The sequence below is a fragment of the Streptomyces sp. NPDC058812 genome, from assembly GCF_042744565.1.
GTDB classification, from domain to species: domain Bacteria; phylum Actinomycetota; class Actinomycetes; order Streptomycetales; family Streptomycetaceae; genus Streptomyces; species Streptomyces thinghirensis.
The window spans coordinates 111115-135858 of record NZ_JBHYOB010000014.1; the positions used below are offsets into that span (position 1 = coordinate 111115).

Genomic DNA, 24744 nt, shown 5'->3' on the forward strand with positions numbered 1-24744 from the left:
ACTGTCGGATACGGACCGGTGAGGAACCTAGTCGCCCCACACCTGGGGAGCCACGAGCAACACGCTTGCCCGCGGACTCTCGTCGGAGACTAGCGGTCAAGTCCGCCGGAGTCAGCGAGAACAGCGGAAAAGTCCTGGTCAGCCTCCGTCAGGACGGACATTTAAGACATATTGCCTCGGATTTGAGGATGTATCCAGAGTCAGGACGCCGTGACCGCGGTCCTGATCTCCGCCGCGAAACGGTCCGCGGCCTTCCGCAACGCGGCCACATCGGGACCGTGACGCAGAACACCCCGGCTGACGTTCGGAACGACGTTGCGCACCGCGGCGCCGAAGACCCGCGGCAGATCCGCGGGGGTGGCTCCCTGGGCGCCGATGCCGGGCGCGAGGAGCGGGCCGTTGATGCCCAGGTCGTACGATGACAGGTCGCCGAGGGTGGCGCCGACCACCGCGCCGAAGGACCCGAGGGGCTCCTCCCCGGCGTTCTCGGCGGCCAGGTGCGCCAGCACCGTCGCCCCGACGCTCCGCCCGTCGGCCCGGACCGCGTGCTGGACCTCGCCGCCCTCCGGGTTGGAGGTCAGCGCCAGCACGAACAGGCCCGCACCGCTCTCGCGCGCCATGTCGACGGCCGGCTTCAGGGACCCGTAGCCGAGGTACGGCGAGACGGTCAGCGCGTCCGAGAACAGCGGGGCGTCCTTGCGCAGGAACGCCTCGGCGTACGCGGCCATGGTCGAGCCGATGTCGCCGCGCTTGGCGTCCATGACGACCAGGGCGCCGGCCGCCCGCGCCTGCTCGACCGACTTCTCCAGTACGGCGACGCCGCGCGAACCGAAGCGCTCGAAGAAGGCGCTCTGCGGCTTGAGCACGGCGACCCGGCCGGCCACCGCCTCCACGACGGTGCGGCTGAAGCGCTCCAGACCGGCCACGTCGTCGTTCAGACCCCACTCGGCGAGCAGGGAGGCGTGCGGGTCGATGCCGACGCACAGCGGCCCGCGCTCGTCCATCGCGCGGCGCAGCCGGGCGCCGAAGGGTTCGAGTACCGTCATGCGTTCTTCCTGACGTCGGCGCCGACCGCGTCGGCGAGGGTCGCGTACGGGCTCTGCCGCAGGCGCGCGGCGAGTCCCTTGTGGATGGTGCGGCCCCAGAAGGGGCCCTCGTAGATGAACGCGCTGTAGCCCTGGACCAGCGTGGCCCCGGCCAGGATGCGCTGCCAGGCGTCCTCGGCGGTCTCGACGCCACCGACGCCCACCAGGGTGATCCGGTCGCCCACGCGCGCGTAGAGGCGGCGCAGCACCTCCAGGGAGCGCTCCTTGAGCGGTGCGCCGGACAGGCCGCCGGTCTCCCGGACGAGCACCGGCGAGGACGTGAGGCCGAGTCCCTCGCGCGCGATGGTGGTGTTGGTGGCGATGATCCCGTCCAGGCCCAGCTCCACGGCCAGGTCGGCGACCGCGTCGACGTCCTCGTCGGCGAGGTCGGGCGCGATCTTGACCAGAAGCGGTACGCGCCGCGCGGTGACGGCGCGGTCGGCGGCCTCGCGGACGGCGCTCAGGAGCGGACGCAGGTGGTCCACCGCCTGGAGGTCGCGCAGCCCGGGCGTGTTCGGGGAGGAGACGTTGACGACCAGGTAATCAGCGTGCGGAGCGAGCCGCTCGGCGGACTTCACGTAGTCGCCGACGGCCTCCTCCTCCGGGACGACCTTCGTCTTGCCGATGTTGACGCCGACGACGGTCCGCAAGACGGGCGTGCGGGAGGCCAGGCGGGCGGCGACGGCCAGTGAGCCGTCGTTGTTGAAGCCCATGCGGTTGATCAGGGCGCGGTCGGCCACCAGCCGGAACAGCCGCTTCTTGGGGTTGCCGGGCTGCGGCTCCCCCGTCACGGTGCCGATCTCGACGTGGTCGAAGCCGAGCATCGCCATGCCGTCGATGGCGACCGCGTTCTTGTCGAAACCGGCGGCGAGGCCGAAGGGCCCGTGCATACGCAGGCCGAGAGCCTCGGTGCGCAGCTCCTTGAAGCGGGGCGCCAACACGGCCGCGACGAAGGTGCGCAGGACGGGAACGCGGACGGCGAGGCGGATCCAGCGGAAGGCCAGGTGGTGGGCCTGCTCCGGGTCCATGCGGGAGAAGAAGAGCTTGAAGAAGATCTTGTACATGGTGTCCTCGTGAAGCCTCATGAAGGGCTCATGAAGAGGGGGACACCGTTTCCGGTGTCCCCCTCGGGGCTGCTAGGGGGCGTCGTTTGGATCTTGCCGGGGTCGCGGGGCCTGGCACGCCCGTCCGCGGCGTTGCCTGGAGCCGGCCTGATCCAAACAACACCCCCTTGGGCCTGTCTGACAGTTCCCGCCTGCCTCGCGACGCCACGCACGCACTCTCGCCGCACCGGGCGCAGAGCCAAGTACATCCAGTACGAGGCTCTACGCCCGGCACTCCCCCAGCCTCCGGCCGGGGGGACCCCCAGAGCACGCACCCGACGCCGCGAGGCCGCCCTTCGGGCGACGACGCGAATTGCCAGACAGGCCCTAGTCGCGGGCCGCGGTCAGGAACTCCGCGTGTTCCTGGAGTGAGCGCACTCCCACGTCGCCGCGGCCCAGGGCGTCGATGCCCTGGACCGCCGCGGCGAGCGCCTGGACCGTCGTCAGGCACGGCACGGAGCGGGCCACCGCCGCCGTACGGATGTCGTAGCCGTCGAGACGGCCGCCGGTGCCGTACGGGGTGTTGACGATGAGGTCGACCCCGCCGTCGTGGATGAGCTGGACGATGGTCTTCTCACCGTTCGGGCCGGTGCCCTCGGACTGCTTGCGCACGACCGTGGCGTTGATGCCGTTGCGCCTGAGCACCTCGGCGGTGCCGGAGGTGGCGAGCAGCTCGAAGCCGTGGGCGACCAGCTCGCGGGCCGGGAAGATCATCGAACGCTTGTCGCGGTTGGCGACCGAGATGAACGCCCGTCCCTTGGTCGGCAGCGGCCCGTACGCGCCCGCCTGCGACTTGGCGTACGCCGTGCCGAAGACGGAGTCGATGCCCATGACCTCGCCGGTGGAGCGCATCTCCGGGCCGAGGACCGTGTCGACACCGCGGCCGTGGATGTCCCGGAAGCGGGACCACGGCATCACGGCCTCCTTGACGGAGATCGGCGCGTCCAGCGGCAGCTCGCCGCCGTCGCCGGTGGCCGGGAGCAGGCCCTCGGCGCGCAGCTCGGCGATGGTCGCGCCGAGCGAGATGCGGGCGGCGGCCTTGGCCAGCGGCACCGCGGTCGCCTTCGAGGTGAAGGGGACGGTGCGCGAGGCGCGCGGGTTGGCCTCCAGGACGTAGAGGATGTCGCCCGCCAGCGCGAACTGGATGTTGATCAGGCCGCGCACGCCGACGCCCTTGGCGATGCCCTCGGTCGAGGCGCGCAGCCGCTTGATGTCGAAGCCGCCGAGCGTGATCGGGGGCAGGGCGCACGCCGAGTCGCCGGAGTGGATGCCGGCCTCCTCGATGTGCTCCATGACGCCGCCGAGGTACAGCTCCTCGCCGTCGTACAGGGCGTCGACGTCGATCTCGATCGCGTCGTCCAGGAACCGGTCGACCAGGACCGGGCGGGACGGGCTGATCTCGGTCGACTCGGCGATGTAGGCCTCCAGGCGGGTCTCGTCGTAGACGATCTCCATGCCGCGTCCGCCGAGGACGTAGGAGGGCCGCACCAGGACCGGGTAGCCGATCTCGTCGGCGATGGCCTTGGCGCCGGCGAAGGTGGTGGCGGTGCCGTGCTTGGGGGCGGGCAGGCCCGCCTCGGCCAGGACGCGGCCGAAGGCGCCCCGGTCCTCGGCGGCGTGGATGGCCTCGGGCGGGGTGCCGACGACCGGCACGCCGTTGTCCTTGAGCGCCTGCGACAGGCCCAGTGGGGTCTGGCCGCCGAGCTGGACGACCACGCCCGCGATCGGGCCGGCCTGCTGCTCCGCGTGGACGATCTCCAGGACGTCCTCCAGGGTGAGCGGCTCGAAGTACAGCCGGTCGGAGGTGTCGTAGTCGGTGGAGACGGTCTCCGGGTTGCAGTTGACCATCACGGTCTCGTAGCCGGCGTCGCTGAGCGCGAAGGAGGCGTGGACGCAGGAGTAGTCGAACTCGATGCCCTGGCCGATGCGGTTCGGTCCCGAGCCCAGGATGATGACGGCCGGCTTCTCGCGCCGCGCGACCTCGGTCTCCTCGTCGTAGGAGGAGTAGAAGTACGGCGTCTTCGCGGCGAACTCGGCGGCGCAGGTGTCGACCGTCTTGTAGACCGGCCGGATGCCGAGCGCGTGCCGGACCTCGCGGACGACGTCCTCGCGCAGGCCGCGGATCTCGCCGATCTGCTGGTCGGAGAAGCCGTGCCGCTTGGCCTCGGCCAGCAGGTCGACGGTCAGCTCGGGCGCCTCGGCCAGCTCGTCGGCGATCTCCTTGATGAGGAAGAGCTGGTCGACGAACCAGGGGTCGATCTTCGTGTACTCGAAGACCTCCTCGGGCGTGGCGCCCGCGCGGATGGCCTGCATGACGGCGTTGATCCGGCCGTCGGTCGGCCGGACGGCCTCGCGCAGCAGCTCCGCCTTGTCGCCGGGCTCGCCGACGAACGTGAACTGGCTGCCCTTCTTCTCCAGCGAGCGCAGCGCCTTCTGGAAGGCCTCGGTGAAGTTGCGGCCGATGGCCATGGCCTCGCCGACCGACTTCATGGTGGTGGTCAGCGTGGAGTCCGCGCTCGGGAACTTCTCGAAGGCGAAGCGCGGAGCCTTGACGACCACGTAGTCGAGGGTCGGCTCGAAGGAGGCCGGGGTCTCCCGCGTGATGTCGTTCGGGATCTCGTCCAGCGTGTAGCCGACGGCGAGCTTGGCCGCGATCTTGGCGATCGGGAAGCCGGTCGCCTTGGAGGCGAGCGCCGAGGAACGCGACACGCGCGGATTCATCTCGATGACGATCACGCGGCCGTCCGCGGGGTTCACCGCGAACTGGATGTTGCAGCCGCCGGTGTCGACGCCGACCTCGCGGATGATCGCGATGCCGACGTCACGGAGCACCTGGTACTCGCGGTCGGTCAGCGTCATGGCGGGCGCGACGGTGATCGAGTCGCCGGTGTGGACGCCCATGGGGTCGAAGTTCTCGATGGAGCAGACGACCACGACGTTGTCGTTCTTGTCGCGCATCAGCTCCAGCTCGTACTCCTTCCAGCCGAGGATGGACTCCTCCAGGAGCACCTCGGTGGTCGGCGAGAGGGTGAGGCCCTGCCCGGCGATGCGGCGCAGTTCCTCCTCGTCGTGGGCGAAGCCGGAGCCGGCGCCGCCCATGGTGAAGGAGGGGCGGACGACGACCGGGTAGCCGCCCAGCTCCTCGACGCCCTTGAGGACGTCGTCCATGGAGTGGCAGATGTAGGAGCGGGCGGACTCGCCGTGGCCGATCTTCTTGCGGACCTCCTCCACGACGTCCTTGAACAGGTCGCGGTCCTCGCCCTTGTTGATGGCCTCCACATTGGCGCCGATCAGCTCGACGCCGTACTTCTCCAGGACGCCGTTGCCGTGCAGCGAGATGGCGGTGTTCAGGGCCGTCTGGCCGCCCAGGGTGGGCAGGAGCGCGTCGGGCCGCTCCTTGGCGATGATCTTCTCGACGAACTCGGGGGTGATCGGCTCGACGTAGGTGGCGTCGGCGATCTCCGGGTCGGTCATGATCGTCGCCGGGTTGGAGTTCACCAGGACGACGCGCAGGCCCTCGGCCTTGAGCACGCGGCACGCCTGGGTGCCGGAGTAGTCGAACTCGGCGGCCTGGCCGATGACGATCGGGCCGGAGCCGATGACCAGGACGGACTGGATATCGGTGCGCTTAGGCACGCTGGCCCTCCATCAGGGAAACGAAGCGGTCGAACAGGTAGGCGGCGTCGTGCGGGCCGGCTGCCGCTTCGGGGTGGTACTGGACGCTGAAGGCCGGCTTGTCGAGGAGCTGGAGGCCCTCCACCACGTTGTCGTTGAGGCAGACGTGGGAGACCTCGGCGCGGCCGTAGGGGGTGTCGGAGACCTTGTCGAGCGGGGCGTCGACGGCGAAGCCGTGGTTGTGCGCGGTGACCTCGACCTTGCCGGTCGTACGGTCCTGCACCGGCTGGTTGATGCCGCGGTGGCCGTACTTCAGCTTGAAGGTGCCGAAGCCGAGCGCGCGACCCAGGATCTGGTTGCCGAAGCAGATGCCGAACAGTGGGGTGCCGCGCTCCAGGACGCCCCGCATCACGGAGACGGGGTGGTCGGCGGTGGCGGGGTCGCCGGGGCCGTTGGAGAAGAACACACCGTCGGGGTTGACGGCGTAGATGTCCTCGACGGTGGTCGTGGCGGGCAGGACGTGCACCTCGATGCCGCGCTCGGCCATGCGGTGCGGGGTCATGCCCTTGATGCCGAGGTCGACGGCGGCGACGGTGAACTTCTTCTCGCCGATCGCCGGGACGACGTACGCCTCGGTGGTGGCGACCTCGGCGGAGAGGTCGGCGCCGGTCATCTCGGGGGCTTCCTGGACGCGCGCCAGCAGTGCGGCGTCGTCCTGGATCGCGTCACCGCTGAAGATGCCGACGCGCATGGCGCCGCGCTCGCGCAGGTGGCGGGTGAGGGCGCGGGTGTCGATGCCCGAGACGCCGACGACGCCCTGGGCGGCCAGCTCCTGGTCCAGCGAGCGCGTGGAGCGCCAGTTGGAGGGCACGCGCGCGGGGTCGCGCACGACGTAGCCGGAGACCCAGATCCTCTTGGACTCCATGTCCTCGTCGTTGACGCCGGTGTTGCCCACGTGCGGCGCCGTCATGACGACGACCTGGCGGTGGTACGACGGGTCGGTGAGGGTTTCCTGGTAGCCGGTCATGCCGGTGGAGAACACGGCTTCGCCGAACGTGGCCCCCACGGCCCCGTAGGCACGGCCGCGGAAGATCCGGCCGTCCTCCAGGACGAGTACGGCGGGAGCCTTGCCGGCTCCCCTGGTGGAGGTCGTCATCGCGCGCCTTCCGTTTCCGTCTTGTTGATCATGTCGTTCAGGGTTTCGACCCACTCGTTGTGCTCGGCCGCGTGGTCGGAGCGGAAGCCGGAGTCGATCATCTTGTCGCCGTGCGCCCAGGTGACGACCAGCAGGCCGCCCTCGGTGAGGACCTTGCCGGCGATGCCCTTGTCGAGCCGGGCCTCGCGCAGTGCGGCGACGGGGACGAAGAAGTCGTTCGCGCCGGGGCGTACGACGTCCAGTCCCGCCTCCGTCAGCGTCAGCTCGACCCGGCTGCGGGTGCCCAGGCCGTGCGCCACGATGCGGTCCAGCCACTGCCCGGCGGTGGTGGAGCCGTGGTAGCGGCCGCTCAGGGTCAGTTTCGCCGGACCGGGCGTGTCCGGCGCGCCGGGCAGCTCAGGGAGGTCGCCCTGGAGGGTGCTGCGCCACTTCCAGCCCTCGCGCATCAGCCAGTAGACGAGCGCGACGAACAGGGCGAGGCCGACGACCCAGCCGACGCGGGCGGCCCAGTCGGTCACTTCCGCCGATTCCTTCTCGGCGGCCAGCAGGATTACAGGTGTCACGTGAGCTTCCCGTCGACGAGCGTGGCCTTGCCCCGCAGCCACGTGTGCGTCACACGGCCCGGCAGCTCGCGACCCTCGTACGGGGTGTTGCGGCTGCGCGAGGCGAAGCCCGCGGGGTCCACCTGGCCACGGTATGCCGTGTCGACGAGGGTGAGGTTGGCGGGCTCACCAGCCGAGACGGGACGGCCGTGCCCGGTGGCCTGTCCGATCTGCGCGGGCTTGAAGGACATGCGGTCGGCGACGCCGGTCCAGTCCAGCAGGCCCGTGTCCACCATGGTCTCCTGGACCACCGACAGCGCGGTCTCCAGGCCGACCATGCCCATGGCGGCGGCGGCCCACTCGCAGTCCTTGTCCTCGTGCGGGTGCGGGGCGTGGTCGGTGGCGACGATGTCGATGGTGCCGTCGGCGAGCGCCTCGCGCAGGGCCATGACGTCGCGCTCGGTGCGCAGCGGCGGGTTGACCTTGTAGACCGGGTCGTACGACCGGACCAGCTCGTCGGTGAGGAGCAGGTGGTGCGGGGTGACCTCGGCGGTGACGTCGATGCCGCGGGACTTGGCCCAGCGGACGATCTCGACAGACCCGGCCGTCGACAGGTGGCAGATGTGGACCCGGGAGCCGACGTGCTCGGCGAGCAGCACGTCCCGCGCGATGACCGACTCCTCGGCGACGGCGGGCCAGCCGCCGAGGCCCAGCTCGGCGGAGACGACGCCCTCGTTCATCTGCGCGCCCTCGGTGAGCCGAGGCTCCTGGGCGTGCTGGGCGACGACGCCGTTGAAGGCCTTCACATACTCCAGGGCGCGGCGCATGATCACCGCGTCGTGGACGCACTTGCCGTCGTCGGAGAAGACGGTGACGCCGGCCGCGGACTCGTGCATGGCGCCCAGCTCGGCGAGCTTGACGCCCTCCAGGCCGACCGTGACGGCGCCGATGGGCTGCACGTCGCAGTAGCCGGACTCCTTGCCGAGCCGCCAGACCTGCTCGACGACGCCGGCGGTGTCGGCGACCGGGAAGGTGTTGGCCATGGCGAAGACGTTGGTGTAGCCGCCGCTCGCCGCGGCGCGGGTGCCGGTGAGGACGGTCTCGGAGTCCTCGCGGCCGGGTTCGCGCAGGTGGGTGTGGAGGTCGACCAGGCCGGGCAGCAGCACCTTGCCGTCGGCCTCGACCACCTCGGCGCCCTCGGCACTCAGCCCGGTGCCCACCTCTGCGACGGTCCCGCCGTCGATCAGCACGTCCTGCGGCTCGCCGCCGAGCACCTTCGCACCGCGGATCAGGGTCTTGCTCATCTTCTTTACTTCTCCTCGGTGGTGCGGGCGTGGGTGACGGCGGGTTCGTTGCCGCCGAGCAGCAGGTACAGGACGGCCATCCGGATGGAGACGCCGTTGGTGACCTGCTCGACGACGGTGCAGCGGTCGGAGTCGGCGACCTCCGCCGTGATCTCCATACCGCGGACCATCGGGCCGGGGTGCATCACGATGGCGTGGTCGGGCATCCGCGCCATGCGGTCGCCGTCGAGGCCGTAGCGGCGGGAGTACTCGCGCTCGGTCGGGAAGAACGCGGCGTTCATGCGCTCGCGCTGGACGCGCAGCAGCATCACCGCGTCGGACTTGGTCAGCGTCGAGTCGAGGTCGTAGGAGACCTCGCACGGCCAGGTCTCGACGCCGACCGGCAGCAGGGTGGGCGGGGCGACGAGGGTGACCTCGGCGCCGAGGGTGTGCAGCAGGTCGACGTTGGAGCGGGCGACCCGGCTGTGCAGGATGTCGCCGACGAGGGTGATCCGGCGTCCGTCCAGGTCCTTGCCGAGTCCGGCGTCGGGGCCGATCAGGCGGCGGCGCATGGTGAAGGCGTCCAGCAGAGCCTGGGTGGGGTGCTGGTGGGTGCCGTCGCCGGCGTTGATCACGTGGGCGTCGATCCAGCCGGAGGTGGCCAGGCGGTACGGGGCGCCGGAGGCGCTGTGCCGGATGACGACCGCGTCGACGCCCATGGCCTCCAGCGTCTGGGCGGTGTCCTTGAGGGACTCGCCCTTGGAGACGCTGGAGCCCTTGGCGGTGAAGTTGATGACGTCCGCGGACAGGCGCTTCTCGGCGGCCTCGAAGGAGATCCGGGTCCGGGTGGAGTCCTCGAAGAAGAGGTTGACGACGGTACGGCCGCGCAGGGTCGGCAGTTTCTTGATCGGCCGGTCGGCGACCCGGGCCATCTCCTCGGCGGTGTCGAGGATCAGGATGGCGTCGTCGCGGGTGAGGTCGGCGGCCGAGATGAGATGACGCTGCATCTGTGAGGCTCCGTAAGGCGATTCATGCGGAAGAGCGGGATAATTCGGGCGGCCGGGTACGCGTGCGGGCGCACCGAGCGGGCGTACGGCACGGCTGGACGCGTACGCGAGGTGCTAGGGGTGGGCGCCCGGGGTGGCCGGCTTGGCACCGAGCAGCACGGTGTCGCGACCGTCCTCCTCGGCGAGCTGGACCTTGACCGTCTCCCGCAGCGACGTGGGGAGGTTCTTGCCGACGTAGTCGGCGCGGATGGGCAGTTCGCGGTGGCCGCGGTCGACGAGGACGGCGAGCTGCACCGCGCGCGGACGGCCGATGTCGTTCAGCGCGTCGAGGGCGGCGCGGATGGTGCGGCCGGAGAAGAGCACGTCGTCGACGAGGACGACCAGGCGGCCGTCGATGCCGTCGCCGGGGATCTCGGTGCGGGCCAGCGCTCGCGGCGGGTGCATGCGCAGGTCGTCGCGGTACATGGTGATGTCGAGCGAGCCGACCGGAATCTTGCGCTCGGTGATCTGCTCGAGCTTGTCGGCGAGCCGCCGGGCGAGGAAGACGCCACGGGTCGGAATGCCGAGGAGCACCACGTCGTCGGCGCCCTTGGCGCGTTCGACGATCTCGTGGGCGATGCGCGTCAGGACCCGCGCGATGTCGGGCCCTTCGAGAACGGGCCGGGCTTCTTGCTGCTTGTCCATAAGAAACGGACCTCCTTCTCCGCCTCACGGGACGGACCTTAAAGGACGTCGGATATGCGCCACCTACGGTATCAGGCTCACAGAGTCGTCCTGCCGACCCCCCTGACACTCTCCCGTCACCCTTTTGCCGCACCCGCGCCACCCGTTCGGCGTAACGGATCGCGGATATCACGGAAGAGTCGGTGCGGACCATTCGGCTTGACGCAGGAGAGTAACGCTGCGTAACCTCACAGTGAGTTACCAGCCGCGCGGCTCGCAACACAGCAGGCCGCGTCGACACCTTGTCCGGGGAGCCATATGTCCAGCGAATACGCCAAACAGCTCGGGGCCAAGCTCCGGGCCATCCGCACCCAGCAGGGCCTTTCCCTCCACGGTGTCGAGGAGAAGTCCCAGGGCCGCTGGAAGGCCGTCGTGGTCGGTTCGTACGAGCGCGGCGACCGTGCCGTGACCGTGCAGCGCCTCGCCGAGCTGGCGGATTTCTACGGCGTTCCCGTACAGGAACTGCTCCCGGGCACCACCCCGGGCGGTGCCGCCGAGCCGCCGCCGAAGCTGGTCCTGGACCTGGAGCGGCTGGCCACGGTACCGGCCGAGAAGGCGGGCCCGCTCCAGCGGTACGCGGCCACGATCCAGTCGCAGCGCGGTGACTACAACGGCAAGGTGCTCTCGATCCGCCAGGACGACCTGCGCACACTCGCCGTCATTTACGACCAGTCGCCCTCGGTCCTCACCGAGCAGCTGATCAGCTGGGGTGTGCTGGACGCGGACGCGCGCCGCGCGGTGGCGTCCCACGAGGACCTCTGAGCAGCAGCCGCCTCAGCAGAAACGTGCCGCCGGGGTGGCCGGAACCAAGCGGTTCCGGCCACCCCGGCGGCTTCTTGTGTGCCTCGGGTTCTGTGCCTCGGGTTGCGCCTCGGGCGTCAGGCGGTACGGGCAGACGCGCCGGAGGGCCCGCAGCGCGCCTGCTGCGGGCCCTCCGGCGTGGTTGGCCTCTCCCGGGGTGTGGGGCCTCTCTCAGCTCTCGTCGCGACGCAGCGAGGGCTTGAGGTCCTTCAAGCGGCCGAGCAGGCCGTTGACGAACGCGGGCGACTCGTCCGTGGAGAACTCCTTCGCCAGCTGCACCATCTCGTCCAGGACGACGGCGTCCGGGGTCGCGTCGACCCAGATCAGCTCGTACGCGCCCAGGCGCAGGATGTTGCGGTCGACGACCGGCATGCGGTCGAGCGTCCAGCCGACCGAGTACTGGGCGATGAGCTCGTCGATGCGCTTCGCGCGCTCGGCGTAGCCCTCGACCAGCTCCATCGTGTACTCGCTCACCGGCGGCTGCCGGGTGTCGGACCGGGCATGCCGGACCCAGTCGGCGAGGACCGTCAGGACGTCGGCGCCGCGCTGATCGCCCTCGAAGAGGATCTGGAAGGCGCGCTTGCGGGCCGTGTTGCGGGCAGCCACGGTTAGCTGTTCACCCGGCCGAGGTAGTCGCTGGAGCGGGTGTCGACCTTGATCTTCTCACCGGTGGTGATGAAGAGCGGGACGTTGATCTGGTGACCGGTCTCCAGGATGGCGGGCTTGGTGCCGCCGGTGGAGCGGTCGCCCTGGACGCCCGGCTCGGTCTCCTGGATGGTGAGCTCGACGGCGGCGGGCAGCTCGACGAAGAGCACCTCGCCCTCGTGCTGCGCGACGGTGGCGGTGAAGCCCTCCACCAGGAAGTTGGCGGCGTCGCCGACGGCCTTGCGGTCGACGTGCAGCTGGTCGTAGGTCTCCATGTCCATGAAGACGAAGTAGTCGCCGTCCATGTACGAGAACTGCATGTCACGCTTGTCGACAGTGGCCGTCTCGACCTTGACGCCGGCGTTGAAGGTCTTGTCGACGACCTTGCCGGAAAGCACGTTCTTGAGCTTGGTGCGCACGAAGGCGGGGCCCTTGCCGGGCTTGACGTGCTGGAACTCGACGACGGACCAGAGCTGGCCGCCTTCGAGCTTGAGCACCATGCCGTTCTTGAGGTCGTTCGTGGAAGCCACGGTTGCGGAATCTCCTGGACTGGACTGACGTGGACGACCCCGGTGCCGGCCCGCGCACAGCGCGAAGGCTAGAGCGCGAGCAGCTCCTTGGTCGTGATGGTGAGTAGCTCGGGTCCGCCGTCCGCCTCGGGGCGCACGACGAGCGTGTCATCGATCCGGACCCCGCCCCGGCCCGGGAGGTGAACCCCCGGTTCGACGGTGACCGGCACACAAGCGTCCAGTTTACCCATGGCCGCGGGGGCCAACTGCGGGTCCTCGTCGATTTCGAGTCCGACACCGTGACCGGTGAGCGTCGGAAGGTTCTCCGCGTACCCCGCCGAGTCCAGTGCCTGGCGGGCGGCGCGGTCCACGTCGCGGCAGGCGGCGCCGGGTGCGAGGGCCTCCCGGCCGGCCCGCTGGGCCGAGAAGACGAGGTCGTACAGCTCGATCTGCCAGTCGGCCGGCGAGGTGCCGATGACGAACGTACGGCCGATCTCGCAGCGGTAGCCGCGGTAGGTCGCGCCCAGGCACACGGAGAGGAAGTCGCCCTCCTCCACGCGCCGGTCGGTGGGCCGGTGACCGCGGCGTCCCGAGTTCGGGCCCGTGCCGACGGAGGTGGGGAAGGCGGGGCCGTCGGCGCCGTGGTCGACCAGGCGGCGCTCCAGTTCCAGCGCGAGGTGCCGTTCGGTGCGGCCGACCAGGATGGACTCCAGGAGTTCGCCGAGGGCCTGGTCGGCGATCTCGGCGCCGATGCGCAGACAGGAGATCTCCTCCTCGTCCTTGACCACCCGAAGCTGCTCGACCGCCTGACCGAGGTCGGTCAGGCGCAGCCGGGGCGCGACCGAGCGCATGGCACGGTGCCGGACCACGGTGAGGTGGTGGTCCTCCGTGGCGAGGGACTCGGTGCCCTGGGCCGCGGCGAGGCCGGTGGCCGCGACGGCCGCGTCGCCGCCGGGCCCGGGCAGCACGCGCACCGGCAGGGACTCGTCGGGCCGGCCCTGTGCCGACCGGTCGTCCGGCGGGCCGGAGCAGACCAGGAGATCCTCGGTCCTGCCCAGCAGCAGTACGGCGCCGTGCGGGGCCGCGCCCGCGAGATAGCGCACGTTGGCGGGCCGGGAGACGAGCGCCGCCGCGCTGCCGCCCGCGTTGCAGCGTTCTCGTAGGCGCGTCCGGCGGGCCGCGTACACCTCTGACATGGACCGAGCGTATGAGCTCCGCCGGGGGTGCGCCGCTTGGGTGGGCCGAGTGGGCGGGGCCGGGGGATGCCGGGTGCGCCCATGGGGGTGGGGCCTTGTGTCGTATGGCGTCTGAACGCCGGTGGGGGTTGCTCGCGCCCCGCGGCAGAGCCGCGAATCGATACAGCCCCGCGCTCCTACGGGCGCTTACCAGCTGGGTGGGCTGGCTATCGAGCGGGAGAGGACCTCGTCGAGGAGGTGGGCGGTTTCCGGAACGTCCAGTTGGGAGTTGTCGATGATCGGAAGACCCGAGCCGTACCAGCCGGCCATCCGGCCGTGGATGCGGGCCACCTCCTCGTCGGTGAGGCGCCGGTTGCCGCTGCGTTCGGCGTTGCGCTCCAGGACGATGTCCAGGCCCGGCAGGAGGACGACCGGGAGCAGGCCGGGGCCGACGTGCCGCTTCCAGCCGCCGAGGCCGACGACCGGGCGGTCCGGGAAGACCGCGTCGTCGAGGATGCAGGAAATCCCGTTGGCGAGGAAGTTGCGCGCGGAGAAGCCGCAGGTGCGGCGGGCGAGGCGGTACTGGGCCTCGGAGTGCTCGTTCCACCCGGTCTGGGGGTCGGCGAAGCCGGAGCGGACCCATTCGCGGACGTCGTCGAGGCTGATGTGCGCGGTGGGGACCCGGCGGTGGTCCGCCCAGTACTTGGCGACGCTGGTCTTGCCGGCGCCCGCGGGGCCGATGAGCAGTACCGCGAGGATGGTCGTGGTGGGGTCGGGCGCGGCTGCCGTGGCAGGGGGAGCGCTGGGTACGGCCACGGGGCCGCCGGGCGGCAGCGGTACATGGCCGGTGGTGTCGGGCACGGGCGCGACGGGAGCCGCCTGGTGCGGACGCGGAGCCTGGTGCGGGCCCGGGGCCGGTGCCTGCTGGGGGGCCACGAGGGGTGGGGCCTGCCGGGGCGTCACAGGGGGCGGGGCCTGCACGGGATACCCCGGCGCAGGCGGAGGAACGGGGGCGGAACCCTGGTGCGGGCCCGGGTGGTGTGCGGCCGGGGACCAGCCGACGGCCGGTCCGTGCCCCGGCTGATGGGGCGGCGGCAGCGGAGAACCCACTGCGTGCTGCATCCGGTGCCACTCCGTCTCGTACAGGCGATGGGCGCTGACAGCGGGACGGGGCCCGCTTGCTACCGAACGGTACCGCCCCCGGCTGTCGTTTGGTGAACGGCCGGGGGCGGTCCGAAGTGCCCGCCTCGCAGAGCGAATCGGACGGAAGGTACGCCGGGGTACTACTCGCCCACCTCGCCGTAGGCGGCGAGGAGGACGGCCGGGTCGGGGCCCTCCAGGACGGTGGGCTTGGCGAGGCCGTCCAGGACGATGAAGCGCAGCAGGTCGCCGCGGGACTTCTTGTCGACCTTCATGTTCTCGACCAGCTTGGGCCACTGGTCGTGGCGGTAGTGCAGCGGCAGGCCGACCGCTTCGAGGATGGTGCGGTGGCGGTCGGCGGTCGCGTCGTCCAGGCGGCCCGCGAGACGGCCCAGTTCGGCGGCGAAGTGCATGCCGACCGAGACCGCGGCGCCGTGGCGCCACTTGTAGCGCTCGTTCTTCTCGATGGCGTGGCCGAGCGTGTGACCGTAGTTCAGGATCTCCCGCAGCCCCGCCTCCTTCAGGTCGGCGGAGACGACCTCCGCCTTGACCCTGATCGAACGCACGATCAGCTCGGAGGTGTGCGGTCCGGCCGGGGTGCGCGCGGCCTGGGGGTCGGACTCGATCAGATCCAGGATCACCGGGTCGGCGATGAAGCCGGCCTTGATGACCTCGGCGAGCCCGGAGACGTAGTCGTTGACCGGGAGGGAGTCCAGCGCGGCCAGGTCGCACAGGACACCGGCCGGCGGGTGGAAGGAGCCGACGAGGTTCTTGCCCTCGGCGGTGTTGATGCCGGTCTTGCCGCCGACGGCCGCGTCCACCATGGCCAGCACGGTGGTGGGGACGGCGATCCAGCGCACGCCGCGCAACCAGGTCGCGGCCACGAATCCGGCCAGGTCGGTGCTGGCTCCGCCGCCGACGCCGACGATCACGTCGGTGCGGGTGAAGCCGGACTGGCCGAGCGCCTTCCAGCAGTAGGCGGCGACCTCGGCGGTCTTCGCCTCCTCGGCGTTGGGCACCTGGATGGCGATCGCCTCGTAGCCCTGCCCGGCGAGGTCGGCGCGCAGCGCGTCGCCGGTCTCGGCGAGGGCCTCGGGGTGGATCACCGCGACCTTCTTGGCCTTGGGGCCGATCAGACCGCCGAGCTCGCCCAGGAGCTGACGCCCCACCAGGACCTCGTAGGGGTCGGATCCCGCGGTGCCGCCGACCTGGATCCGGGTGACTGCCTCGCTCATGCTTCTTTCAACTCCAGTGCGTCGAGGGCGGCTCGGGTGACTTCTTCCGGCGTACGCCCATCGGTGGCCACGACGACCGTGGCGACCTCCTCGTACAGGTGGCGGCGGGCCTCCATCAGCTCGCGCCACTGTCTGCGCGGGTTGACCGCCAGCAGCGGCCGCGCGGCGTTCAGGCCGGTCCGCTTGACGGCCTCCTCGACGTCCATCGAGAGGTAGACGACGCGCTGCGCGGCGAGCAGGCCGCGCGTGTCCGCGTCCAGGATCGCGCCGCCGCCGAGGGCGAGGACGCCGTCGTGCTCGGCGAGCGCCCGGTGCACGGTCTGCTTCTCCAGGGCCCGGAAGGCCGCCTCGCCCTCGTCGACGAAGATGTCGGCGACGGTGCGGCCCTGCCCGGTGACGATGTCCTCGTCCGTGTCCCGGTAACCGACACCGAGCCGCTCGGCCAGCAGCTGTCCGACGGTGGACTTGCCGACGCCCATCGGGCCGACGAGGACGATCAGCGGGGCCGCGGTCACCGGATGGCCAGGTTGTCGAGGTACGAGGTGACGTTGCGGCGGGTCTCGGCCACGCTGTCGCCACCGAACTTCTCCGCCACCGCGTCCGCCAGGACCAGGGCGACCATCGCCTCGGCGACGATGCCGGCGGCGGGCACCGCGCACACGTCGGAGCGCTGGTGGTGGGCCTGCGCGGCCTCGCCGGTGGCGACGTCCACCGTCTGCAGGGCCCGCGGTACGGTCGCGATCGGCTTCATGGCCGCCTTCACGCGCAGCAGCTCGCCGGTGGTGAGACCCCCCTCGGTGCCGCCGGAGCGGCCGGACGCCCGCTTGATGCCGTCGGGGCCGGTGAGGATCTCGTCGTGCGCCTGGGAGCCGGGCACCCGGGCCAGTCCGAAGCCGTCGCCGACCTCGACGCCCTTGATGGCCTGGATGCCCATGAGGGCGGCGGCCAGCCGGGCGTCCAGTCGGCGGTCCCAGTGCACGTGCGAGCCGAGCCCGACCGGGACGTCGTAGGCCAGCACCTCGACCACGCCACCGAGGGTGTCGCCGTCCTTGTGCGCCTGGTCGATCTCCGCGACCATCGCCTTCGAGGCGTCCGCGTCCAGGCAGCGCACCGGGTCGGCGTCCAGCTTCGCCACGTCCGCCGGCGTCGGGTAGACGCCGTAGGGAGCCTTGGCGGCGGCCAGCTCGACGACGTGGCTGACGACCTCGATGCCGGCCGTCTCCTTCAGGTACGACCGCGCCACCGCGCCGAGCGCCACCCGGGCGGCGGTCTCCCGCGCGGAGGCGCGCTCCAGGATCGGCCGGGCCTCGTCGAAGCCGTACTTCTGCATGCCCGCGAGGTCGGCGTGGCCGGGGCGGGGGCGGGTCAGCGGGGCGTTGCGCGCCAGACCGGCCAGCACCTCCGGGTCCACCGGGTCGGCGGACATGACCTGCTCCCACTTGGGCCACTCGGTGTTGCCGACCATGACCGCGACCGGGGAACCGAGGGTGAGCCCGTGCCGGACGCCACCGAGGAAGGTGACCTCGTCCCGCTCGAACTTCATCCGCGCACCGCGACCGTAGCCGAGCCGCCGCCTCGCCAGGTGGTCCGCGACCATGTCCGTGGTGATCGGCACGCCGGCGGGCAGACCCTCCAGCGTCGCGACGAGTGCGGGACCGTGGGACTCCCCCGCGGTCAGCCAGCGCAACCTGCTCAACGGTGCTCCTCAGTGCTCGCGCCCCGGTTATGCCCTGCGTACGCGTCTTCTCCGCGTACGACGACGGCGTGTCCGGGTGCGCGGGCCCCGGTCCGCCACCTCCGATCCTCCCACGTCCGGTCGCCCGGCCCGGCCGCCGGTCCATCTGGCGGACGGGGCGCGGACGCCGGGCGGCGCCGCGGCACGCCTGCGGGCACGTCTGCGGGCACGTCTGCGGGCCGGACGGACGCTAACGGTCCGCGAGGGCTCGCTCTCCCGCGCGGCGCATGGCGGCGAGCGGGGCCGGGGCGCGGCCCGTCATCTGCTCCACCTGGAGCACCGCCTGGTGGAGCAGCAGGTCGAGTCCGCTGACGACGGCCCCGCCGTACGCCGACCAGCGGGCGGCGAGTGCGGTCGGCCACGGGTCGTAGAGGACGTCGAAGAGGGTCGCGGGCCTCTCGGGGACGGCGGCGGCGAGGGCGTCGGTGGTGCCCGCCGGGGTGGTGGCCACCACCAGTGGGGCACGCAACGCCTCCTCGGCGTCCGCCCAGTCGGCGATGCGCACGGTGACGTCCAGCCGCTCGGCCCAGCCCCGCATCTCGGCGGCGCGCGCCTCGCTGCGGACGTAGACGGCGACCTCGCCGGTGCAGATCCGGGCCAGCGCGGCCAGCGCCGAGGAGGCGGTGGCGCCGGCGCCGAGGACCGCGGCGGTCTCGACCTTCTCGATGCCGTGTTCGCGCAGGGCGGCGACGATGCCGGGGATGTCGGTGTTGTCGCCGGTCCTTCGGCCGTCCTCGGTGAGGACCACGGTGTTCACCGCGTCCACGGAGGCCGCCGTCTCGCTGATCTCGTCGAGCAGCGGGATGACCGCCCGCTTGAGCGGCATGGTCAGCGACAGCCCCGCCCATTCGGGGCCCAACTGCTCGAAGAAGCCCGGCAGCGCCTCCTCGTCCACGTCGAAACGGTCGTACGTCCAGCCCTCCAGACCCAGCTCGGCATAGGCGGCGCGGTGCAGTGCCGGGGAGAGGGAGTGGGCGATCGGGGAGCCGAGTACGGCTGCTCGGCGACGGTCAGTTGCCCGAGCTGGCATCGAACTTTTCCTTCAGCTTCAGGAACTCATCGTGCGTCTTGGCGAACTCGGTCTTGCTCACGCCGTCGGTGGCCACGAAGTACATCCAGCCGTCCTTCGTGGGTGCGAGCGCCGCCTGCAGTGCCTCTTCGCCGGGGTTGCCGATGGGTCCGGGCGGCAGGCCCTTGTTGGTGTAGGTGTTGTACGGGTCCGGGTTGCTGTTGATCTCGGACTCGCTGATGCGGATCTTGCTCTGGCCCTTCAGGTAGTTGAAGGTCGAGTCGAACTGGAGCTCCTGGTTGGTCTCCGTGTTGGTGGGCTTGAGCCGGTTGTAGATGACCTCGGACATCCTGCGGAAGTCGTCGTGGGTCTTGCCCTCCGCCTGCACCAGGCTCGCCACGGTGAGCAGCTGCCAGGGCCCGTCGAGGCCGAGGCCTTCCGCCTTCTCCTCGAGCCCGATCTTCTCGTACTGCTCGGTGGCGCGCGCCACCATCTGCTTCAGCACGTCCTCGGGCTTCTGCCCCTTGGTCGCCGAATAGCTGGACGGATAGAGGAATCCTTCCAGCGGATCCTTCACGTTCTTGTGGTTCATCGCCCAGTCGGGCAGGCCGAGAGACTTCCACTCGGACTTGGCGACGCCGGCCGTGGTGCCCTCGTCCACCCCGAGCTGCTTGTCGATCATCTTGTAGACGTCGACGTTGCGTTTGCCCTCGGCGATGATCAGGTTGCTGCGGCTCTTGGGGTTGAGCAGGAGTTCGACCGCGCTCTCGGCCGACATCTCCTTCTGCAGCGTGTACGCGCCGTCCTGGATGCTCTTGCCGCGGGGATTGCTCTGCTGGGCGGCGATGAAGGCGTCGACGCTCTTCACCACGCCCTTCCGCTTGAGCTCCTGGCCGATGGTCGAGCCGCCCGCTCCCTTGGGGATGGAGACGGTCACCTGCTCGCCGTTGCCGTCGCCCGCGTAGTCCGGGGCGGCGCCGAAACGATCCTGGTAGAACTGGTAGCCGAAATATCCGACTCCCGCCACGCCGCCGCCCAGCACCAGGCAGACCACGAGGCACGCGACTCCGCTGCGGCCCTTCTTGGGCTTGCCGCCCCGGCCGCCCCTGCGGTCACCGCGCCCGTGGCCGCCGAAGCCGTCGTCTTCTCCGTCCGCGTCCCCACCCGCGAAGAAGGCGTGCTCGCCCTCGTCGGGGCCGGGGTCCCAGTCGGTGCGCTCGGGATCGGGATCGGTGCGCCGGCGGGCGGGCGGTTCCGGTGGCGGGTACGCCTCCGGGGTGCCGTAGAAGTCGGGCTGCTCCGCGCCGTAGGCGGCGGACTGCTGGCCGTAGGGGTCCGACGGGTCGGCGGGGTACTGCGCGTGGGGGTGCGCGCCGGCGCCCCAGCCGCCGTTGTCGTAGCCGTGCTGGGGCTGCCCCTGAGAGGCATACTGCTGGTCGTACTGCTGCCGGTCGTACTGCTGCTGGTCGTACCGCGGCTGACCGTACTGGTCGTACTGCGGCTCGGGGGGCTGCTGCTGACCGTACTGGTCGTACTGCGGCTGCTGACCGTAAGCGGGCTGGCCGCCGTCGCCCCAGTCGCCGTACTGCTGCTGCGACTGCTGCTGCTCCGGATACTGCTGTGGCTGGCCGCCGTAGGGGGACTGCCGACCCGTATGGGCCTGCTGTCCGCCCCATCCGCCGTCCCCGTACAACGGGTCCTCCGGATGCCACGGTTCGGAGCCTGGGCCCCGGCCATACTCAGTCATCGATCCCCTAGAGCCGCGAGGCGACGGGGTGCGTCCGACCTTGCATGGGGGGCCGGCTTCCGTTCCGCCTCTTGCTGTGCGGTGGCTGTTCGAATGCCTCCGCATCGCGCGGAACGTTACCGTATCGCGATCAGATGACCACTTCGACGCCCTCGCCGGGCGGCCTGCCTGACACCCGTTCGGATTCCAGTGCCTGCTGGAGGATGATCACAGCGGCGGCCTGGTCGATGACGGACCGGCCCTTCTTGGACCTCACTCCCGAGGCGCGCAGCCCCTGACTGGCGGTCACCGTCGTCATCCGCTCGTCGACCAGCCTGACCGGGACCGGCGCGATGCCGCGGGCCAGCTCCTGCGCGAAGCGTCTGACCTTGGCCGCGGCCGGGCCCTCGCCCCCCTTGAGGGAGCGAGGGAGACCGACGACGACCTCGATCGGTTCGTACTCCTCGACCAGTTGCCGCAGGCGGCGGTGGGCCGCGGGGACGTCGCGTCCGGGGACGGTCTCCACCGGCGTGGCGAGGATCCCGTCGGGGTCGCACGAGGCGACCCCGATACGGGCGTCCCCGACGTCGATGGCCAGGCGGCGACCGCGGCGCATGACCGGGCCGTCCGCCGCGGCGTCGGCCGGCTCGTCCATCCGGCCGCCGCTCCGGCCGTTCGCCGAGCCGCTCACTTGGCGCTGTCCGCCACGAGGCGCTCGACGGCGTCGACGGCGTCGCCGATGGCGGCCGGGTTCTGGCCGCCGCCCTGGGCGACGTCCGGCTTGCCGCCACCGCCGCCGCCGAGGGTCTTGGCGGCGGTGCGCACCAGGTCACCGGCCTTGAGACCGCGCTCGCGGGCGGCCTCGTTGGTGGCGATCACCGTCAGGGGCTTGCCGCCCACCGTGGTGAACAGGGCGACGACCGCGGCCCGGCCGCCCTGGATCCGGCCGCGCACGTCGAGGACCAGCTTGCGCAGGTCGTCGGCGGTGGTGCCGTCCGGGACCTGCCCGGTCACCAGGGCGACGCCGCGCACGTCCTTGGCGGAGTCGGCGAGCGAGCCGGCGGCCTGGAGGACCTTCTCGGCGCGGAACTTCTCGATCTCCTTCTCGGCGTCCTTGAGCTTGCCGAGCATCGCGGAGACCTTCTCCGGGAGCTCCTCCGGGCGGCCCTTGATCAGCTCCTGGAGCTGGGCGACGACCGTGTGCTCGCGGGCGAGGAAGTTGTAGGCGTCCACGCCGACCAGGGCCTCGATGCGGCGCACGCCGGAGCCGATGGAGGACTCGCCGAGCAGCTTGACCAGACCGAGCTGGGCGGTGTTGTGCACGTGGGTGCCGCCGCACAGCTCCTTGGAGAAGTCGCCGATGGTCACGACGCGCACGCGCTCGCCGTACTTCTCGCCGAACTCGGCGATGGCGCCCTGCTTCTTGGCCTCGTCGATGCCCATGACGTCGGCGCGCACGTCGAGGTCGCGGGCGAGCACCTCGTTGATCTTCTGTTCGACGTCGGTCATCACGGCCGTCGGAACGGCGGACGGCGAGCCGAAGTCGAAGCGGAAGCGGCCGGGCTGGTTCTCGGAACCGGCCTGGGCGGCCGTCGGGCCGAGGGCGTCGCGCAGGGCCTGGTGGGTGAGGTGGGTGGCCGAGTGGGCGCGGGCGATGGCCTTGCGGCGGCGGTCGTCGATGGAGGCCTGGGCCTTGGCACCGACGGTGACCTCGCCGACCTGGACGACGCCCTTGTGGACGTACACGCCCGGGACCGGCTTCTGGCAGTCGCGGATCTCGATGACGGCACCGGTGTCGACCCTGATCCGGCCGGTGTCGCCGATCTGGCCGCCGCCCTCGGCGTAGAACGGGGTGCGGTCGAGGACGATCTCGACCTCGTCGCCCTCGGTGGCGGCCGGGGAGGAGACGCCGTCGACGAGGATGCCGACGATTCGGGACTCGCTCTCGGTGTCGCTGTAGCCGACGAAGTCGGTGGCGCCGGCCTGGTCGGCGATCTCGCGGTAGGCGCCGGTGCCGGCGTGGCCGGTCTTCTTGGCCTGGGCGTCGGCCTTGGCGCGCTCGCGCTGCTCCTTCATGAGGCGCCGGAAGCCGTCCTCGTCCACGGAGAGCCCCTGCTCGGCGGCCATCTCCAGGGTGAGGTCGATCGGGAAGCCCCAGGTGTCGTGGAGCAGGAAGGCCTTGTCGCCGGCGAGGACGGTGCCGCCGGTGGCCTTGGTGTCGCTGACGGCGGTGTCGAGGATGTTGGTGCCGGCCTTCAGCGTCTTCAGGAAGGCGTTCTCCTCGGCGAGGGCGACCTTCTCGATCCGCTCGCGGTCGGTGATCAGCTCGGGGTACTGCTGCCCCATCATCCCGATGACGACGTCGATCAGGTCCTTGACGACCGGACCGGTGGCGCCGAGCAGCCGCATGTTGCGGATGGCGCGCCGCATGATGCGGCGCAGTACGTAGCCGCGGCCCTCGTTGCCGGGGGTGACGCCGTCGCCGATGAGCATGACGGAGGTGCGCATGTGGTCGGTGACCACGCGCAGGGAGACGTCCGAGGCGTGGGCGTCGCCGTAGGCCACGCCGGTCAGCTCGGTGGCCTTCTTGATGACGGCCATGGAGGTGTCGATCTCGTACATGTTCTGCACGCCCTGCAGAATCATGGCGAGCCGCTCCAGGCCGAGCCCGGTGTCGATGTTCTGGCTCGGCAGGTCCCCGAGGATCTCGAAGTCCTCCTTGCCGATGCCCTCGCCCCGCTCGTACTGCATGAAGACGAGGTTCCAGATCTCCACGTACCGCTCGTCGTTGACGGCGGGGCCGCCCTCGGCTCCGAACTCGGGGCCGCGGTCGTAGTTGATCTCGGAGCAGGGGCCGCAGGGGCCGGGGACGCCCATGGACCAGTAGTTGTCCTTCTTGCCGAGGCGCTGGATGCGCTCGGAGGGGACGCCGACGACGTCGTGCCAGATGCGCTCGGCCTCGTCGTCGTCCTTGTAGACGGTGATCCACAGGCGCTCGGGGTCGAGGCCGTAACCGCCCTTGTCCTGGGCGCTGGTGAGCAGCTCCCAGGCGTACTTGATGGCGCCTTCCTTGAAGTAGTCGCCGAAGGAGAAGTTGCCGCACATCTGGAAGAAGGTGCCGTGGCGGGTGGTCTTGCCGACCTCTTCGATGTCCGGCGTGCGCACGCACTTCTGCACGCTGGTGGCGCGGTCGAAGGGCGGCTTGACCTCACCCAGGAAGTAGGGCTTGAAGGGCACCATGCCGGCCGGGACCAGCAGCAGAGTCGGGTCGTCCGCGATGAGCGACGCCGAAGGGACGACGGTGTGACCGCGCTCCTCGAAGAAGCTCAACCAGCGGCGACGAATTTCGGCCGACTCCATCAGTGGTCCTCATTCCGGTTGTACGAGTACGTCGCCCTGACGTCGACGACGGACTTCGGGTTGTTGCGGTTCTCGATGGCGTTGTGACGCCGGGGTGCGGGGAGTTCACCGTCGACGGGGGCGTTCAGCCCGAGCGCGTCGTCCAGTTCGGCCTCCCGCTGGGCCATGTTCTCGCGGACGTCGAGTGCGAAGCCCACCGCGCGGTCCTTGAGCCGGGAGCCCGCGTCGAGCGCCTTGTTCGCCGCGGTCGCGGCGAGGCTGTCGGGGGTCAGCTGCTTGAGCTTCCGGTTGACCTTGGTGGTGGCCCACACGCCGGCGGCGACGCCGGTGCCGAACCAGAACGTACGGCGGAACATCGCTGGATCAGTCCTTCTTCCGCTTCGTCCGCCGCGCCGCCGGGATCGTACGGCCGACGATCACGGTGCGCCGCGGCTCCTTGGCCGGGCCCGCGGGCACGTCCTCCTTGCGACCGCCGAGTGCCCGGCGCACGCCGTACCCGAACGCGGCGACCTTGACCAGGGGCCCGCCGAACGTGGAGGCCACGGTGGTGGACAGCGCGGAGGCGTTCGACGTGACCTCCTGGACGTCGGAGGCGATCGCGTCGACCCGGTCGATCTGGGTCTGCGCGGAGCGCACCGCCGAGGAGGCGTCGGACAGCAGCGGGACGGCCTGGTCGGTCACGTCCGCCACGAGCTTGGTGGTCGCCCTGAGTGTCTGGGCCAGCCTCGCCAGTGCGACGGCGAGGAAGGAGACCAGGATCGCCCAGAAGACGGCCACCAGGATCCCGGCCACCTCGCCACCGGACACTGTGTGCACCCGCTCCCTGAAAAGACATGCCTGAACATCGGGAAAGTCGTTCACCGAGCCTATCGCGCCGGGCGCGGGGCTCCGTACC

At 71.0% G+C, this 24744-nt stretch carries 22 protein-coding genes; 1 reads left to right on the forward strand and 21 read right to left on the reverse strand.

What is annotated here, in order from left to right; translation table 11 throughout:
• Window positions 1-200 precede the first annotated feature (200 nt).
• From pyrF to pyrR, 8 genes are all read right to left on the reverse strand, one after another.
• Window positions 201-1046, reverse strand: coding sequence for an orotidine-5'-phosphate decarboxylase (gene pyrF, locus ACFW48_RS26555; protein WP_386318549.1), 846 nt, complete (start codon window positions 1044-1046; stop codon window positions 201-203).
• Window positions 1043-2149: a quinone-dependent dihydroorotate dehydrogenase gene (locus ACFW48_RS26560; protein ID WP_386318682.1), complete on the reverse strand. Its 1107-nt coding sequence runs from the start codon at window positions 2147-2149 to the stop codon at window positions 1043-1045. Before ACFW48_RS26560 ends, pyrF begins: the two co-directional genes overlap by 4 nt.
• A 366-nt stretch (window positions 2150-2515) precedes the next feature.
• Entirely contained in the window at window positions 2516-5824 is a 3309-nt protein-coding gene (gene carB / locus ACFW48_RS26565; protein ID WP_386318551.1) for a carbamoyl-phosphate synthase large subunit, read from the reverse strand.
• Window positions 5817-6959: a glutamine-hydrolyzing carbamoyl-phosphate synthase small subunit gene (gene carA, locus ACFW48_RS26570; RefSeq protein WP_386318553.1), complete on the reverse strand. Its 1143-nt coding sequence runs from the start codon at window positions 6957-6959 to the stop codon at window positions 5817-5819. The genes carB and carA overlap by 8 nt, the downstream gene beginning before the upstream one ends.
• A complete protein-coding gene (locus tag ACFW48_RS26575) occupies window positions 6956-7522 on the reverse strand; it encodes a hypothetical protein (RefSeq protein WP_386318555.1) in 567 nt (188 codons plus the stop codon). Before ACFW48_RS26575 ends, carA begins: the two co-directional genes overlap by 4 nt.
• On the reverse strand, window positions 7519-8805 hold the full coding sequence (locus tag ACFW48_RS26580) for a dihydroorotase (RefSeq protein ID WP_386318557.1): 1287 nt from the start codon (window positions 8803-8805) through the stop codon (window positions 7519-7521). Before ACFW48_RS26580 ends, ACFW48_RS26575 begins: the two co-directional genes overlap by 4 nt.
• Window positions 8806-8810: 5 nt before the next feature.
• Complete coding sequence (locus tag ACFW48_RS26585) at window positions 8811-9791, reverse strand: aspartate carbamoyltransferase catalytic subunit (protein WP_386318559.1); 981 nt, start codon at window positions 9789-9791, stop codon at window positions 8811-8813.
• A 114-nt stretch (window positions 9792-9905) separates the two neighbouring features.
• The gene (pyrR, locus tag ACFW48_RS26590; RefSeq protein ID WP_210961453.1) at window positions 9906-10475 is read right to left on the reverse strand and encodes a bifunctional pyr operon transcriptional regulator/uracil phosphoribosyltransferase PyrR; all 570 of its coding nucleotides are present in this window, start codon (window positions 10473-10475) and stop codon (window positions 9906-9908) included.
• 297 nt (window positions 10476-10772) lie between these two features.
• Between pyrR and bldD the strand changes: the two genes are divergently transcribed.
• Window positions 10773-11276 (forward strand): transcriptional regulator BldD, encoded by a 504-nt coding sequence (bldD, locus tag ACFW48_RS26595; RefSeq protein WP_055415924.1) that lies wholly within the window; start codon window positions 10773-10775, stop codon window positions 11274-11276.
• A gap of 210 nt (window positions 11277-11486) precedes the next feature.
• Here the strand turns inward: bldD and nusB are convergent, their stop codons facing one another.
• The 13 genes from nusB to ACFW48_RS26660 form a co-directional block, all read right to left on the reverse strand.
• Complete coding sequence (gene nusB, locus ACFW48_RS26600) at window positions 11487-11921, reverse strand: transcription antitermination factor NusB (RefSeq protein ID WP_055415925.1); 435 nt, start codon at window positions 11919-11921, stop codon at window positions 11487-11489.
• A gap of 2 nt (window positions 11922-11923) precedes the next feature.
• Window positions 11924-12490: an elongation factor P gene (gene efp / locus ACFW48_RS26605; protein WP_055415926.1), complete on the reverse strand. Its 567-nt coding sequence runs from the start codon at window positions 12488-12490 to the stop codon at window positions 11924-11926.
• A gap of 68 nt (window positions 12491-12558) precedes the next feature.
• Window positions 12559-13665 (reverse strand): aminopeptidase P family protein, encoded by a 1107-nt coding sequence (locus ACFW48_RS26610; protein ID WP_386318562.1) that lies wholly within the window; start codon window positions 13663-13665, stop codon window positions 12559-12561.
• Between the two features lie 186 nt (window positions 13666-13851).
• Entirely contained in the window at window positions 13852-14766 is a 915-nt protein-coding gene (locus tag ACFW48_RS26615) for a Pro-rich N-terminal domain-containing protein (protein ID WP_386318564.1), read from the reverse strand.
• Window positions 14767-14927: 161 nt separating this feature from the next.
• Window positions 14928-16019: a 3-dehydroquinate synthase gene (gene aroB, locus ACFW48_RS26620; protein WP_386318566.1), complete on the reverse strand. Its 1092-nt coding sequence runs from the start codon at window positions 16017-16019 to the stop codon at window positions 14928-14930.
• Window positions 16016-16498: a shikimate kinase gene (locus tag ACFW48_RS26625; RefSeq protein ID WP_345635374.1), complete on the reverse strand. Its 483-nt coding sequence runs from the start codon at window positions 16496-16498 to the stop codon at window positions 16016-16018. The genes aroB and ACFW48_RS26625 overlap by 4 nt, the downstream gene beginning before the upstream one ends.
• A gap of 32 nt (window positions 16499-16530) precedes the next feature.
• Window positions 16531-17715 (reverse strand): chorismate synthase, encoded by a 1185-nt coding sequence (gene aroC, locus ACFW48_RS26630; protein WP_386318568.1) that lies wholly within the window; start codon window positions 17713-17715, stop codon window positions 16531-16533.
• Window positions 17716-17944: 229 nt separating this feature from the next.
• A complete protein-coding gene (locus ACFW48_RS26635; RefSeq protein ID WP_386318569.1) occupies window positions 17945-18784 on the reverse strand; it encodes a shikimate dehydrogenase in 840 nt (279 codons plus the stop codon).
• Window positions 18765-20510, reverse strand: coding sequence for an endolytic transglycosylase MltG (gene mltG, locus ACFW48_RS26640; protein WP_386318571.1), 1746 nt, complete (start codon window positions 20508-20510; stop codon window positions 18765-18767). Before mltG ends, ACFW48_RS26635 begins: the two co-directional genes overlap by 20 nt.
• Window positions 20511-20640: 130 nt before the next feature.
• The gene (gene ruvX / locus ACFW48_RS26645) at window positions 20641-21144 is read right to left on the reverse strand and encodes a Holliday junction resolvase RuvX (protein WP_386318573.1); all 504 of its coding nucleotides are present in this window, start codon (window positions 21142-21144) and stop codon (window positions 20641-20643) included.
• Window positions 21145-21176: 32 nt separating this feature from the next.
• The gene (gene alaS / locus ACFW48_RS26650; RefSeq protein WP_386318575.1) at window positions 21177-23849 is read right to left on the reverse strand and encodes an alanine--tRNA ligase; all 2673 of its coding nucleotides are present in this window, start codon (window positions 23847-23849) and stop codon (window positions 21177-21179) included.
• Window positions 23849-24205, reverse strand: coding sequence for a hypothetical protein (locus ACFW48_RS26655; protein ID WP_386318577.1), 357 nt, complete (start codon window positions 24203-24205; stop codon window positions 23849-23851). The genes alaS and ACFW48_RS26655 overlap by 1 nt, the downstream gene beginning before the upstream one ends.
• Window positions 24206-24212: 7 nt before the next feature.
• Window positions 24213-24665: a DUF948 domain-containing protein gene (locus tag ACFW48_RS26660; protein WP_121745912.1), complete on the reverse strand. Its 453-nt coding sequence runs from the start codon at window positions 24663-24665 to the stop codon at window positions 24213-24215.
• Window positions 24666-24744: the final 79 nt, after the last annotated feature.

What these genes read in the sequence shown, in the direction of transcription:
- pyrF (WP_386318549.1), bottom strand. Translation starts at nt 1,046, where the DNA reads ATGACGGTACTCGAACCCTTCGGCGCCCGGCTGCGCCGCGCGATGGAC.
- ACFW48_RS26560 (WP_386318682.1), bottom strand. Translation starts at nt 2,149, where the DNA reads ATGTACAAGATCTTCTTCAAGCTCTTCTTCTCCCGCATGGACCCGGAG.
- carA (WP_386318553.1), bottom strand. Translation starts at nt 6,959, where the DNA reads ATGACGACCTCCACCAGGGGAGCCGGCAAGGCTCCCGCCGTACTCGTC.
- ACFW48_RS26580 (WP_386318557.1), bottom strand. Translation starts at nt 8,805, where the DNA reads ATGAGCAAGACCCTGATCCGCGGTGCGAAGGTGCTCGGCGGCGAGCCG.
- ACFW48_RS26585 (WP_386318559.1), bottom strand. Translation starts at nt 9,791, where the DNA reads ATGCAGCGTCATCTCATCTCGGCCGCCGACCTCACCCGCGACGACGCC.
- pyrR (WP_210961453.1), bottom strand. Translation starts at nt 10,475, where the DNA reads ATGGACAAGCAGCAAGAAGCCCGGCCCGTTCTCGAAGGGCCCGACATC.
- bldD (WP_055415924.1), top strand. Translation starts at nt 10,773, where the DNA reads ATGTCCAGCGAATACGCCAAACAGCTCGGGGCCAAGCTCCGGGCCATC.
- ACFW48_RS26610 (WP_386318562.1), bottom strand. Translation starts at nt 13,665, where the DNA reads ATGTCAGAGGTGTACGCGGCCCGCCGGACGCGCCTACGAGAACGCTGC.
- ACFW48_RS26615 (WP_386318564.1), bottom strand. Translation starts at nt 14,766, where the DNA reads ATGCAGCACGCAGTGGGTTCTCCGCTGCCGCCGCCCCATCAGCCGGGG.
- aroB (WP_386318566.1), bottom strand. Translation starts at nt 16,019, where the DNA reads ATGAGCGAGGCAGTCACCCGGATCCAGGTCGGCGGCACCGCGGGATCC.
- ACFW48_RS26625 (WP_345635374.1), bottom strand. Translation starts at nt 16,498, where the DNA reads ATGGGCGTCGGCAAGTCCACCGTCGGACAGCTGCTGGCCGAGCGGCTC.
- ACFW48_RS26635 (WP_386318569.1), bottom strand. Translation starts at nt 18,784, where the DNA reads ATGCCAGCTCGGGCAACTGACCGTCGCCGAGCAGCCGTACTCGGCTCC.
- mltG (WP_386318571.1), bottom strand. Translation starts at nt 20,510, where the DNA reads ATGACTGAGTATGGCCGGGGCCCAGGCTCCGAACCGTGGCATCCGGAG.
- ruvX (WP_386318573.1), bottom strand. Translation starts at nt 21,144, where the DNA reads ATGGACGAGCCGGCCGACGCCGCGGCGGACGGCCCGGTCATGCGCCGC.
- alaS (WP_386318575.1), bottom strand. Translation starts at nt 23,849, where the DNA reads ATGGAGTCGGCCGAAATTCGTCGCCGCTGGTTGAGCTTCTTCGAGGAG.
- ACFW48_RS26655 (WP_386318577.1), bottom strand. Translation starts at nt 24,205, where the DNA reads ATGTTCCGCCGTACGTTCTGGTTCGGCACCGGCGTCGCCGCCGGCGTG.